This is a genomic window from Rhizobium sp. CB3171 (assembly GCF_029714265.1).
Lineage (GTDB): Bacteria > Pseudomonadota > Alphaproteobacteria > Rhizobiales > Rhizobiaceae > Rhizobium.
The window spans coordinates 1,731,709-1,744,580 of sequence record NZ_CP121653.1; the positions used below are offsets into that span (position 1 = coordinate 1,731,709).

Below are 12,872 nucleotides of genomic sequence, written 5' to 3' on the forward strand. Positions count from 1 at the left end.
ATGTGGCCAATTACCGTGAACTTGTCCAAGCTCCGGGAATATCCCGGGCGAGCCACGCGAATAAACGATCCCAATCTTACCACCTATGTTTGCGGACGAAACGGCCTTGGTTCGCAATCCGAGGAACCGACGCTGTGGTCAACACCAGCCCACAGTGCTTCCAAATCCACGTCACGACTATCGGGACGCTGGTTGTCAGCAAGTTTGCCGACTTGAACCAACATGGGAATATCAAAACTCGAACCCGTGACGACGCAAGCCCCCTGTGGGAGGCTTGGTATTTGCGCACGAGAGATGTTGTCGAGCGTCGAAATGGTATTTTCAAGAAGTTGCAGGTCCCGATCATTCACCAGTCGATGAATGAAGAAGTTGTGCAACTGCGATATAATCGTTGGTGATATATCTGCTGGACGCTGACTTGCGAGCGTGATGAACATGCCGAACTTTCGGCCTTCCTTGATTATCTCCTCGAACAATTCGAGGCGATAATCTTTCCAGCTTTCCGCCTCTCGTGATGATTCTCGTGACAAGATATTGTGCGCTTCATCAATGACTAGATGGACCGTTGAGTCCGGTGGCGACTGAACCTTCGCTTTATGCTCCTCGTAAATATGCTTCGCGATCAAGATCGGAAGGATTTTTTTAATTTCCTGCTTAGTATCACGAAGCGAGATGACGGTTATCGTCTTACGTGGCGGCAAGACCGTTGAAACCTCCAGGACCTTTGCGAGATCATCCTTCATGGCCTCAATACGACGCAGCAGAGGATGGATATGATCATACTGCGCCGAGCCATGTAAAACGTCGCGAATTATCTGCAGGTCCGCTCTAACCAGGAGTTCTTGGAACCCAGCCGCATTTATCGATGGCAGCGCGTCAATAGGGTCGCCAAAGGCCTCCTTATAAAATGCATCATCATTGCTTAGAAACTTCCATGCGCCGTCCGCCAGGAGTACATGAAATGAATCGATATTTTGGCCCTTGCGCAAAGAAACCATGTTGAGCGCATCGGCAATGCTTCCAGTGATACCGAGATTTCTGGCGAGGGACTTCAGAAGTTCCAATGCCTCGGGCTTGGGCTCCTTCGAACGCAAGACGTTCTTAAAGGTGGCTGCTACGAAGCGTTTCAAGCTATCTTGAACCGTCCGGAACTTGGCCCGACCTGAGACAACCCGCTTTAGAAAGGGCTTCTGAGTGTTGGGAGTTGCCTGAAACAGGATTCCTAGCGTCTCGGCGTCCCAAAACTCATCATCGAGAAGGTGAAATTTCGCCCCGGCGTTCGCCTTGGTTGAAAGCTTTATGACGGTCTTTTTGTTTTCGTCTGCGAATTGATTCGATGTGTACTCGCCGTTGAAATCCAAAAAGATAAATTTACTCTTACCTCCAATACTATGCAGCTTATTTTCAAACAATACCGTGTATATCTTCGCCAGTGTATTTGACTTCCCACTGCCAGTATTTCCAAATATGCCAAGGTGTGCGTTAAATACCCGCTCCCAAGGTAGAGAAATTTCGATGCCTTCTTTCAAAAGCGATCCAATTACAAAGTCTTTTGCAGACTTACTCTCAAATATCCGCGCGATTTCCTCTTCTGAGAGGAGCCGAGCTTGGTCTTCGATCTTGGGAAGGAATTTGATACCCTCTTTAAATTGCTCGCCGTCGAAGTAGCCAACAGGTCTGGCCTTCAGCTTCCGGACATACGTCTGCTGCATCCCATCGTATTCCGAATTGCGCTCATCCAGGTATTCGCCCTCGATTATACATACGACGTCTCGGAACCCGTGCTCGATCGCAATGAATTCGCGAATAGAAACGCCTTTAAAGCGCTGTCCTTTGAAGAAATGAGTCTCCACGTTCGAATTTTCATAGGCGCGTATTGTGACCTCAATGCCCACGACCGCAATTACAGACCCTACAACAATCGTCATGAGCTGGTCTCTTCTAAAGATTTTCGGCCGAAAACACTTGATCGTTGAATGCCTCGAAATCCAATTTTCCATCTACGCTGACCAACTCGACGTTTGCAAAGCCTTCGAACTTCTTGAGGAATAAATTCCGTTCAGCGTCGTCGAAGCAGCAAGCAAATACCTTGAGAGTTGGATTAGATAGAGAACGTTTGACGAGATTCAAAATATGTTCGTCGGCGAAGGAAAAGCCGAAAGTAATGAATATTGTATTTGTCTTTTCAAGCTCATAGCTCAACAGACGCAATATTTGATAATAATGCTCCTCAAACACAGTTTCGTAAAATTTCCATTTAGTTGGATTGACGATGGGGAGTCGATCATAGTGTGCCCAGAACTGCTCGATCGCCTCTTTAGAAACAGAAAATTTGTCAGGTATAATATCTTCGTCGTTCTTACCGGGTTCATCGATCAGTGCTTCGAATTCACTGCTGCCGATGTTGGGAACCGCAGCCATTCGTTCGATCGACCGCTGCAAATCGTAGGAAATCTCGATGTTGTCGGGACTATCCTTGTACCAGTAGACGGACCCATGCAGTTGAAGAAGGTTGATCTGGGGCACGCTTTTGCTGTGCCGATCGAACGCGCCTTGATCTCTTATGTATCGATTGAAGTTCCGCGCGGAGAGGCTGCGTTTGATGAAGCCGGAACCTCCATCATTTAATATGAAGTCTGGCTGGCCGTTTCGCTGCATGACTTCCGATACATGCGCAATTAGACCGTCGTAGTTCGTAGTGAAGACATTCGCGCGATTGTGTTCCCCTTTCTTTGCAAGAAAGGAAAGCAGTGTTCTCAGGAATTTCTCGTAATTATCGAGAACCGCGCCTTGAGGGTCGGTAAATCCATCGGGATCGTAGACAGAGAATGCCGCCGCTGGACTTATTACGTTTTTCGCATACCAGGAGAACACCAATGCCTTGATGTTTGGCGCACTCTCGAACTTTGTAGCAAGGGTTTCTATCGTGTGCGCCTCTCCACTAGTGGAATCTTTGATTTTCAGAGCAAGCGTCGGAAGAAGACCGTAAGATGCACCGGAGCCAATCAAGAAGTTTAGGTTTTTGTCGAATATTTCGTTGCGATTAATCTTGGCCAAGGTGGTTCTCGTGATGCGAGTGTACGATACCTTGACGCTAACACCTTCAAAGCGAAATGCAATTATAGATTACAGATAGACCGTTGCACTTCGACCATTACTGCGGCAGGTGGCTTTTTTGATGAGATCTGGCAGTCCGGAGGGGCAATCGCGCATCGATAGATTGATGTATGGTTTGCGATGCGAGCAAGGACATCCGCAGATACCTTTGAGCATGATTGGTTCACGGCACATCGAGCTGATACTGATTTCCGACCTATGAACTAGATATAATTTCGCGCCGTCGATTAATATAAGCTGTTACTTTCGAGCGGCGCGAGTTTCTGCAGGTTCGGTTTGGTGCTACCCATTTTGCAGAAAGCAATATCTACCGCCACGCGAGTTTCAGCAATGAAATCCCAACCCAAAAGGCGACCGAGAATCGGACGCAGCGGTGAGCATTCCTTCGGCCAGCTTTGCGCCGATGCCGGGGTGCTTTGCCAAGATGTCACCGAAGACGAGTCCGGTTGGGACCACCTTGTTGAGTTCCCGACGAGGGAAAGCAATGGTCCCGCCGACGCTCAAGAAGTTGCGAGACATGCGTATGTCCAAACGAAAGCGACAGGGGGCCGGACAGCGAAAACTCAGATCATTTTGTCGAATGCTCTGAAAGCCGCCCAACACAAAAGTCCGTGGTTTGTAGTCCTTTTTCATGCTCCGGCGAACGGTCTTAGGCGCATCTACGCCATCCATATTTGGAAAGCGTTGATGACCGAAAGCCTGCGGTCAGTGAGGCAGGCGGAGTCAATCGGGCGGCCGCTGAACCACTCGAAGATGACGATGACATTTTGCATGGCTGACGATCACACCAATGACCTGTTGGAGTGGATGGAGGAAACAGTCGCGGCAATTGGCGATGACTACAGTGCTCAGAAAGTTCGACTCTATAAGAGTTTGGGGTTTGAGCATGGTACCGGTACCGGGACTATCACCTTCAGCGAGCACACCGAGGAGGAGATTGTGCGAGCATTTCTTGGCCTCGATAACGGTCTCAAAGTCGATGCGCTATCGTTCACGCCGTCACGGTTCGGAATTCCTGCCTCGCAACCACTGATTACGACTAGTCGCGGTACAGTCCAATTCGAGCCGATCGCTCAAGAGATAGTTGAACTCCGATTTCGCGACAGCAACGGCAGCCCCCCTGTCATTATGTCCGCTGAGGTTTACTCCTCTGGTCTGGCCCGCTATGCAGAATGCCTCGGACGGCTGCGCTTTGCCGCTCCCTTTTTCGACATCCTCTGGTCGCCCCAAACGGGCATGCAGTTCACCGCCAAAATCGACCCAGAGAAGGCGGCACCTATCAGCGAAATCGAAAACTACGCCATTTGTCGCACGTGGATGGCTAAGGGCGATCTCGACGTTCAGATTTGGGCAAGAGGATCCAAGATTCTGGCAGGCGCTTTTGAGGAAAAGATCGAGAATCCTCGATATTGGGAGAAGCTCGCCAAAATCTGTGGAGAATTAACCAGGATTAGCAACTCCAACTTTCAGGTTGCGCTTCAGGAAGTACTTGGCCGAAAAAGCGATATCGAAGTGTTCTGCGACACGATTAAGTGCGAATCCTTAACGTGTGCGTTCGGTCAGCTTGAAGGTGTTACTCCGCTTATCGAGGAGGTTATCTATTACGCGACGGTTTCGCTCGCCAGCTTCGTCTTCTATTCACTCGTCAAGCGCCCGGTCATCTCGATCACCACTGCCGACGACCAACTTACGGTCGTTTTAGGTTCTCCCGTGGAACTCGATTGCCACATGGTGCGCACGCACGATGTCGACACCCGACAATGGGAAGCAGATTATGATCGCGCGATGGATAAGAGCGTCGGGATTGCAATGGGCTTCGGCAATATCACTGATTGCCTCGGTCGTACGACAGAAAAGCAATTCAAACTGAACCGCGTGTCATAAGGGCTTCGACCCAAATGCATTGTCTATGGCGCAAGTCCTATGTTCGTCGGTTTGGCCGCCAACAATGGCGTCGGACAACTCGCTGTAAGCACGTTATTTTTGGTGGGTCCTGAACTCTCGCGCCGACATCGTTCGATCGTTCGAGATGATGACCTGATCATCTGGGATGCAACTCGGTAAAGTGCTGATGGCAGAGCCCGCGAGATTGTTCCTACCGCCCACTCATGATTGGAATCGCAACAGCGATCTGGATCGACGCTCACGCCGCTGCCAAGATATGGGTAATCTTGGCAATTACCTCATCCTTCGGGCGGGACCGGTGATCAACGAATTCAACAGTGGCGTCGTTTACTCGCTCAACCCTGCGAATTCGTTCACCTACGTTCGATTGGTCCGCTTCTCCGTTCACAACTACGAAGTCGCCTGCATTAATTTCGAGGTTTCCCTCGATGACGTCGCCCAAGAAAATCGAACCGTCTCGGATACCGTATTTTTCGCACGATTTTCCGGCAACAATACCAATGTACTTGGCGGTGGTATCGATGACGCCTTCCTCGGTCTCCAATGCATACGGCACGAAAACGTCGTGATCTTCGCTTATTTTTTTGTTTGCACGAGAAGCGTGTGCTGAACGCGCCTTGACGACCCGGCCGTCCGTCGCGCGACGGGCTTCCTCGATTGCTTTCATTCGTAGCCGCGCATAGAGCGCCAGGGCTCCCCAGGCAACCAGCATGATCAAAACTGCAACCAAAGTGACCATTTTTATCCCTCGGTATTCAGCGTTTCTACCCGTACGGCGGTTAACTTTTGCTGAACCTGATGGTTCCCTAATCGTGGATGAGAGGCCTTGTACATAAGAAACTTGAAGGCCACTAACAAGATAATTTCGATCTCGAACACTAACACATGACGTTCGTTAAGGAAATGGGCATCATCGATGCCCGCTGCGGCCGGAATGACCATCGCGGCAACCACCAAAAAAAGGCTCAGAAACCCCATTTTTGTCATCATCGTTCTTGCAAGGGGCTCGTGTCCCAGTACAACGATGTCAATTCCGAGATCGACAAAAAGGAGGAACGCAATCAGGAGGTAATGGCGGTCACTCAAAAACTCCAGGCTCACGTCTGAAAAATTGGACGTAAACCACTTATCGGGCATCGCGACTCCCAAAGCGATTGCGAGCCAAATCGAGGCTCCAATAAAGCAAGCGATCAAAGAAATCCAGCGGGCGCACATTACCTTGAACTTACTATACGCGACTTCTGTTTTCGATTTCGCCGAGGAGGGATCGGTTGTTTTATTCATTGATGTCGCCATAAGAGAATCTACAACCAAGAATGACCAATAAAATGCTGCCGTCAATTCCCTCCGACGGGCGAGTCGTTTATTCGAATGGCTCTTCGGTGATCCGGGCCGCACATTTCCAGATTGAATGTTCGGGAGAAAGAAACAATTGCCGCAAGAGCGCGGCCGCCGGATGACCGTTCAGCTCTCCCAAGAGAACAGAAGCTCAACGAGAAACAATCTCCAACGCGCCGCCCTGGTGGGCATTAGGGCCTCAAAGTCGGGGCCAGCGCTACTCGTTCGTCGAATGTCCCTAGTTCTTCAAGCGGAAAATTTATGCCCGATAGCCAGATTGCATTTGCGATGTATCACAGATGCTTGGCTGATGGCGGTATCGATGCAGACTTAATCGGAACCTAATTGATGGAAAGTGATTGGAGCCGCCCCTGATATCCCACACCACACCGGGCGCGTTCCCAGCCGACAATGACAAAGAGTAGGTAATCATTAGTGTTTTGTAGAGTGCGCTTCACGTGGCCAAGTCGGCATATGATGGCGACGGGCAACTCTCTGGGGCGGGCACAATGACATTACACCGCTTGTTCCTCGAACGCAGCAATCGCAATCAGGCGCGAATTTTCTCTCTGAACTCTCGCGCCGACATCGTTCGATCGTTCGTGATGATGACCTGATCACCTGGGATGCAATCTGGCAAAGAGTTGATGGCGGAGTTGCTCAGATTGATCCTACCGCTCACACTCATGATGTCCGGAAGCTTGGAAATTGATGGCCCACCGATCAGAACGTCGCGGTCCACGCACAAGCCGTTTGACAGGTGAGAGACTTGAGTGCCGCGAAGGTCGAGGTTTCCTCGAATTCGCGAATTCGGTGGCAAGGCAGCCAAAGGCGCATCTCCGATGGTAAGGCCGCCTACATCCAACCCCTCGCCGATTTCCGCGATTAAGCTGGAGCCGATGAGCAAGCAACCACTCACGTACAGCCCCGGTGGCAGGCTCCGAAGTGCGGTGTAACCAAGGTTCAACCTTCCTGGAACGCGGAGGTTTGGTGGAAGCTCGCCGAGCTTGTGCCAGACACCGTCTTCGTCGAGGACGCGTCCTAGCTCGAACGCCGCCAAACCTAGTTTGTAGCCCTCGCGCGAAAAGAAGGGAGCGAGAATGTTGAAATATCGATCGATGGGCGGCCGATTTCCCTTTCCTTGCATAGCGACAACGTATTTCCCGTTCACCACTGACATGGTGACATGCGGTCTTCCAAAGCGGTCGCGCAGGGACAGGAAGGCGCGGCCTGGGCTCTGAAGACAGTAATCGTATCGCCCACAGCCCAGGCAGTGGTCCATTCGAAGGCCTTCCCAATCAAGTGCTTCCGCTGTGGTCAGCCTCACAATAGTGTAACCGTCATCGAGTTGCGCGATGCACTCTTCGCCCGAACACGCAGCCAGGGGGCCGAGTTTCCGGCCTGATTGCCGTTCTGTCTTCGCGATTTCGACAAGCAGATGTTCGATCGAAGCGCATTTCATAATTTTCTTGGGTCTGTTTGCCTCGTCAACTTTCTGCAGCCAATAGGCCTCATGAAAGACGGCATCGTGCAGCCACTCAACAACCCGTTCGATATCCTGGTCAAGAAGACGTCTTGTCCTACGCCGCAAGATACCTCGTACGATGACAGGCATCACACAATTGCGCATCAACCCATATACGTGAAAGTGGCAATCCCAGTAGAATTGGAGCCGGTTTTGCACGCGAATGGTCAATCGCGCGCGAACTTGATCTCGCGTCGGCATGGTACACCCAATGGCTTCTGATTGGTGATTGCCGCCAAACCGGCGGCTGGTTGAGCGGACATCTAATAGTCCGCAAGCGCCGCTATTGAGCGGCTATGCCGGAATAGCTGTCGGGCTCCAAGGCAACTGGCACGGTCTGAAACGACACGGCATGAGCAGCAACCATTTCGCCGACTTGTTGTGCGTCGAGCCGACCTCTTTCGACCAAGGCGTCGCACAAAGCGTCGAATAGAACGCGCTCCTCGACGATAATGGCTTTGGCGCGTTCGAGCTGTCGCAGCAGACCCGCCTCAACCGCCTCCGCCAATCGAGGGTAGAAGCGTCGTACTCGATCGGCCTCATCGGCATCTGCTGCCGCTGAGAACGTCAGCCTGTGCCCTAGTCCGGTCGCCGCCTCCATCTCGGTCAACCGATCTGTTGCTCTCTGCAAATCCGAACCGACAATCAAGCCGCCACCGTCACAGTGACCGCCGAGGATCACGATTTCCGCAGCGATTCCTCCGAGGAGCATTGCGTTCTCCCGTTCAAAGTAGTCGCGATCACGTCGCTGAAGCACCGATTGTTTGAAATGCGCCCCACCCAGCTCGATCACTCGATCGCCGGGGTTAAACCAGTCGGCAATTTTGACCCCGACAAATTTTCCAGCTCCCAGTTTAAGGCCTACCAGGCTGTGGCCGATCTCATGCACAGCCATGGCAAGGCGATGTTCACGGGGAATGATCACACGCGGTGGCAGATGTGCAAGGACGTCATCGACTGACACAGGACGGCCGCTACGTCTGGCAGACCGGCGCGCGTCTCGTGCCAGCTGTTCCAAGTGAGCACCTGACATTCCCTCCGATAGGTCCGACACCGGGGCCAACTGACTTTGCGTCAATGCTAGGTCCAAATACTGTGACAAGATAAGCAACCGCTCGGTCGGGCCTGGCAGCGGGATTTGGATGAAGCGATCGAGGCGACCAGGGCGACGTAGCGCAGGATCAATTCGGCTCGCGTTGTTGCAAGCGCCAACGATAATCAGACCCTCGTGTTCATCGGAACCATCGATTTCTTCCAAAAGCGCGTTCACGACCTGGATGCTGTAGTCGCGGTTAGCGTCGTCAAGCTTTTCCCGGTCGCCAAACGCGTCGATCTCGTCGATGAACAGGATAGTGGGTGACTTGCTTTTCGCCTGCTCAAAATCGCGGTGCATAGCCTTCAACAGGTCGCCCAGATGCCCACGTCGCTGCCAGGCGGCCAGAGATGCCGTAACGAGATGTGCATTCGCTGTCGTGGCAAGAGCGCGAGCGAAGGTGGTCTTTCCTGTTCCCGGCTTGCCTTCAAGCAGGACGCCGCGATCGACGTCGCACCACCCGATCTTGCCAGCCTGCCAATCTCTCAAGTCTTCCGCGAGCTGCATGCCCCATTCAGCCGCTTGGCCGTACCCGGCCATGTCCTCCAGACACCTCTCATTCGGCTGCGACTTTCGATTTGCGGGCGCGGGCTCTGCGGCTCCAAGCGACCTCAATCGCCTGAGACTCTCGCTGAAGCTTCGTCCTCGTGCGACGGCCCTCCACATCAAATCTGCACCGATATTGAGGGCCTCGGCAATCTGTGCGTCGGCCGCGACAACATCGTAGCAATTCAGCAGCGCGCTCCGCACCTGCCGGACTGTAAGCTTCTCGATGTCGCCGATGAAGGACGCAGCCAGTTGCCACTCGGGCGGAATTTTGAAGTCGTGGACGACCACAACCAAGACATACCCGAATGAACGTACGTCGTCGCTATCCAAGCCCTTGTGAAACGCCGAGTTGTCGTCGTCGACAATTACGCGCCGCTCCTTTTCGTTATAAGCCGGTCTCCTGCCCGCAAAGAGCACGGCCTCGGCGGCCTCTCGATAAGGCTCGGCTGATTGTCCCAGTGGGGCCTTGAGAATTGTAATTCCATAAAGCCACGGGTTAGTCTTGCGATGTAACCTGAGTGCTTTCTGGATTGCGCAGTAATAAGCGAAGCTTTCTGCGGACTTCATGGCCGCGCGTAAAACGTCCTGCTTGCGAGTCATCACGAACCTACCTTTCATCGGAGGCTTCAACAGGGTTTCGATTTTTGGATACGAAGATCAGCGGCGCCGAACGCGGCTGTCCGGCCCGAGCGGAAGCTCGTCTATGTCGTCGAAGACAATGAACCGATGGAGGAAAAGGCTTGCGACTACGGGCACAGCCCTTCCTGTCATGTTGATTGACTGGCAATCGGCCAGGCTCAAGCTTCCTTGTTCGTCGAGCGCGGACAACAATCGAACTCGATCAGAAAGCGACACGGTAACCCTGGCGTATTGCAGGAGGTCTTTGGCGTTTTGCAAACGCACCGGCGGGATCGCAGACCGATCAACGTGGCGATAACGATGCCCGAGATCGTGGATCCGCTGCGGCAGCCAAGTAGGGAGCCGCTGACTGGCATCCTCGATCGTGACGATCTCGATGGAGGTGCCATAATTGACTTCGAAGTCGGCGATGAATTGCTCTCCTTCCGCGTCGCGGACGACCGGGCCGCAAATCCAGCTTCCAAGCTGGTCGTCTACGTCAAGGAGACACGCGTAGTCACGAGCCAGCTCACTTTTGAACGCGAGTGAACCGGCTGATCGGACGGTATTCAAACCTGATGGAAGAAAAGTGCGGACTTCCGCGCGATGGGACAGCAATTCGCCCATGTTTGCCACTCCGATACGATAAACACGAATACATGACCACTCAGTGGTGGGTCATATGTTTTCGCGAAAGCGTATGAGGCGGCTAAGGTTTGTCATGGATGGAACAAATACAGAACAAACCCACTTATTGTCAAGTGCCTTTTGAGCTAGGGCTGCCGGTCGGACCGTTTGGCAGAATGTCTGGCTCTGAAAAGTTGGGGGAGTGAGACAGCGTTTACAATGCCGCTCCCCTCGCCTAGTACATGCCCGAACTATCGATGGGGGCTAACGAAAAATGTTGATCAAGCAGAGCGACTATCATCGGATCTACAAGGTCATCAATAGCTTGCTGATCAACGAAAACGCCAATCCGGCCACGGCTTCCATGTATTTCAGCACGTTCGGGGCCTTTATTCTCCAACATCATTTCAAGGTCGCGGCGACGCCGAAGGGTGGCCTCGCCGCTTACAATTTTGAAGGAAATCGCATCCTTTTCGCGGATCATCGCGAAGATGGCTACGTCTCCGGCGCCGGGGAAACCTTTCATTGCTGGGTCGAAGCGGACGGTTGGGCAATCGACTTCATGGCTCCGGCGTTCTCCGAGAGCGTAGCGGGTCTCGCGGTACCTCCGAAAATGTTTCAGCGGCCGCTTTCATCAATGGCGCCATCCATCAACGATCTCAGCCAGTCCGGCGATTTTTTCTATCGCTTTGAGCCCGACGCAATGAGCCGACGATTTGCAGACTGGCGCAAGCATCCGATGATCGGAGACCTTGCAACCGTTTCCGCAAACTGGTTTCGAAAGTCTCCGAAGCAAATACAGAGTTCGATCACGGTTCGAGATCAACAGGGAAAATCCCAGATCGTGCCGCTTGTTGGCAATTCCCTGGTTGGCGCTTGGTGATCCTCGAAAGACGACTAAACCTGGGTGTCCGGTCATGCTCCAGTTTCCTCTTCTTGTAGGGAACTGCCCGCGATTTTCTTTGTTTCAGTCGACGGGCATATTTTGCGCTCTTCCGGCCTCAGTTTGGAATGGCCTCTGTGATCAGGGAATACACATTGAGAGCATCGAGGCCTGCCCAAGCCGTCGCCCTTAGTTCACCAGGAAATTTATCGTGGCGTTATCGACGTTAGAAGGGCTCCATTCCAGGCAGCTCGGAGGATGGCGCAAGCCCTTTGTTGAAATCTTCATCAGCGGCGCTCAGGGCCAGAGGTAAATTCGCCTGGAGGACCGGCAGTAAGCCGCGAGGTGACATAACAAGGAATCCGAGAATCTGCTTCCCACGACACAATACCAAAATCAGGTAGCCCGGAGGACACGGCGCTTTTCCTGGATAAACAGCAACGTATTCTGTTGAGTTGATTTCCCAATTTTCCTCTACGACGGCAGCCCAACCGCTGGCTTGCTCAAGAGTGAAAAACGCCGTGGGCCAAAAATCGCCGTTAGGGAACCGAACTAAATAGAGCGTCACGGTGCCGAACGGGAAAGGAATAACTTCAGCCAAATCTTTGCCTCCGAAAGAAAATACGGAAGGCCTACTCCATGCCAAGTTGCGGAGGACTTAATATCTCATCTCAATTTTGAGCTGTGGCCGACAATCTCCCTCGAAAAATTAGCTTGCAGGCGATTCCGGCCGACAGGAGAATCTTTGGTGAACCCTCGGAGGCCGGACATGACCGTTGATACCGGAAAAATCGAAACGCGACTGCCGCCCCTCTTTCTTGTGGAGCAATCCGACAATGAACTCATCGATGAGCTGCTCAAAGTGCTCCGCTTTTCGGAAGAATGCGGGTCGATTGCAAATATGCAAAGGCAGATTGCTCGTTATGAGCCGTTCTTCAATAGCATCGCAAGCGAAGAGCAGCGCAACGAATATAATTCATTCAGGGATCGCCTTCGGGAATACCTAGCTTACGAAGAGCAATACGGAACAGGTTCTTTGCTCAATCTGTCGCATCCATTTATTCGGCAGCAGATTTGTCGCGGAGCTATGGATGTCAGAAGGGTTTTGTTGTGGAAGGCTCCAAAGGTGGCACAGATTTTTCGATGAACTGTCAGCAACGATGGCCGCGCTATCATCGTAGCAGAGGCGTTGTCACGATAGACGCAGGCGCTCCGTT

General features: G+C 52.5%; 11 protein-coding genes. 3 read left to right on the forward strand and 8 right to left on the reverse strand.

The window, feature by feature from the left end; genetic code table 11:
• Window positions 1-83: 83 nt before the first annotated feature.
• Window positions 84-1,928 carry an ATP-binding protein gene (locus tag QA648_RS27350; protein ID WP_283051890.1) on the reverse strand — a complete coding sequence of 615 codons (1,845 nt, stop codon included), beginning with the start codon at window positions 1,926-1,928 and terminating at the stop codon, window positions 84-86.
• A 13-nt stretch (window positions 1,929-1,941) separates the two neighbouring features.
• Complete coding sequence (locus QA648_RS27355) at window positions 1,942-3,057, reverse strand: SIR2 family protein (RefSeq protein ID WP_283051891.1); 1,116 nt, start codon at window positions 3,055-3,057, stop codon at window positions 1,942-1,944.
• A 390-nt stretch (window positions 3,058-3,447) separates the two neighbouring features.
• On the opposite strand from QA648_RS27355, the gene QA648_RS27360 reads away from it, so the two are divergent.
• Window positions 3,448-5,001, forward strand: a complete 1,554-nt coding sequence (locus tag QA648_RS27360; protein ID WP_283051892.1) for a hypothetical protein — start codon at window positions 3,448-3,450, stop codon at window positions 4,999-5,001.
• Window positions 5,002-5,260: 259 nt separating this feature from the next.
• On the opposite strand, the gene QA648_RS27365 is transcribed toward QA648_RS27360, so the two are convergent.
• From QA648_RS27365 to QA648_RS27385, 5 genes are all read right to left on the reverse strand, one after another.
• A complete protein-coding gene (locus tag QA648_RS27365; protein WP_283051893.1) occupies window positions 5,261-5,761 on the reverse strand; it encodes a hypothetical protein in 501 nt (166 codons plus the stop codon).
• A gap of 2 nt (window positions 5,762-5,763) precedes the next feature.
• A complete protein-coding gene (locus QA648_RS27370; protein ID WP_283051894.1) occupies window positions 5,764-6,306 on the reverse strand; it encodes a hypothetical protein in 543 nt (180 codons plus the stop codon).
• Window positions 6,307-6,910: 604 nt separating this feature from the next.
• Window positions 6,911-8,086: a hypothetical protein gene (locus tag QA648_RS27375; RefSeq protein WP_283051895.1), complete on the reverse strand. Its 1,176-nt coding sequence runs from the start codon at window positions 8,084-8,086 to the stop codon at window positions 6,911-6,913.
• Window positions 8,087-8,168: 82 nt separating this feature from the next.
• Window positions 8,169-10,127 carry an AAA family ATPase gene (locus QA648_RS27380; RefSeq protein WP_283051896.1) on the reverse strand — a complete coding sequence of 653 codons (1,959 nt, stop codon included), beginning with the start codon at window positions 10,125-10,127 and terminating at the stop codon, window positions 8,169-8,171.
• Window positions 10,128-10,184: 57 nt separating this feature from the next.
• The gene (locus QA648_RS27385; protein WP_283051897.1) at window positions 10,185-10,772 is read right to left on the reverse strand and encodes a hypothetical protein; all 588 of its coding nucleotides are present in this window, start codon (window positions 10,770-10,772) and stop codon (window positions 10,185-10,187) included.
• Window positions 10,773-11,046: 274 nt separating this feature from the next.
• Between QA648_RS27385 and QA648_RS27390 the strand changes: the two genes are divergently transcribed.
• Window positions 11,047-11,655, forward strand: coding sequence for a DUF2026 family protein (locus tag QA648_RS27390; RefSeq protein WP_283051898.1), 609 nt, complete (start codon window positions 11,047-11,049; stop codon window positions 11,653-11,655).
• Window positions 11,656-11,881: 226 nt separating this feature from the next.
• Here QA648_RS27390 and QA648_RS27395 read toward each other — a convergent pair whose 3' ends face one another.
• Window positions 11,882-12,256, reverse strand: a complete 375-nt coding sequence (locus QA648_RS27395) for a hypothetical protein (RefSeq protein WP_283051899.1) — start codon at window positions 12,254-12,256, stop codon at window positions 11,882-11,884.
• A gap of 168 nt (window positions 12,257-12,424) precedes the next feature.
• Between QA648_RS27395 and QA648_RS27400 the strand changes: the two genes are divergently transcribed.
• Window positions 12,425-12,802: a hypothetical protein gene (locus QA648_RS27400; RefSeq protein WP_283051900.1), complete on the forward strand. Its 378-nt coding sequence runs from the start codon at window positions 12,425-12,427 to the stop codon at window positions 12,800-12,802.
• The last annotated feature ends 70 nt before the right edge of the window (window positions 12,803-12,872 follow it).

Coding starts and splice junctions, on each gene's coding strand:
- QA648_RS27390 (WP_283051898.1), top strand. CDS start 11,047: ATGTTGATCAAGCAGAGCGACTATCATCGGATCTACAAGGTCATCAAT.
- QA648_RS27365 (WP_283051893.1), bottom strand. CDS start 5,761: ATGGTCACTTTGGTTGCAGTTTTGATCATGCTGGTTGCCTGGGGAGCC.
- QA648_RS27380 (WP_283051896.1), bottom strand. CDS start 10,127: ATGACTCGCAAGCAGGACGTTTTACGCGCGGCCATGAAGTCCGCAGAA.
- QA648_RS27370 (WP_283051894.1), bottom strand. CDS start 6,306: ATGAATAAAACAACCGATCCCTCCTCGGCGAAATCGAAAACAGAAGTC.
- QA648_RS27375 (WP_283051895.1), bottom strand. CDS start 8,086: ATGCCGACGCGAGATCAAGTTCGCGCGCGATTGACCATTCGCGTGCAA.
- QA648_RS27350 (WP_283051890.1), bottom strand. CDS start 1,928: ATGACGATTGTTGTAGGGTCTGTAATTGCGGTCGTGGGCATTGAGGTC.
- QA648_RS27360 (WP_283051892.1), top strand. CDS start 3,448: ATGAAATCCCAACCCAAAAGGCGACCGAGAATCGGACGCAGCGGTGAG.
- QA648_RS27385 (WP_283051897.1), bottom strand. CDS start 10,772: ATGGGCGAATTGCTGTCCCATCGCGCGGAAGTCCGCACTTTTCTTCCA.
- QA648_RS27400 (WP_283051900.1), top strand. CDS start 12,425: ATGACCGTTGATACCGGAAAAATCGAAACGCGACTGCCGCCCCTCTTT.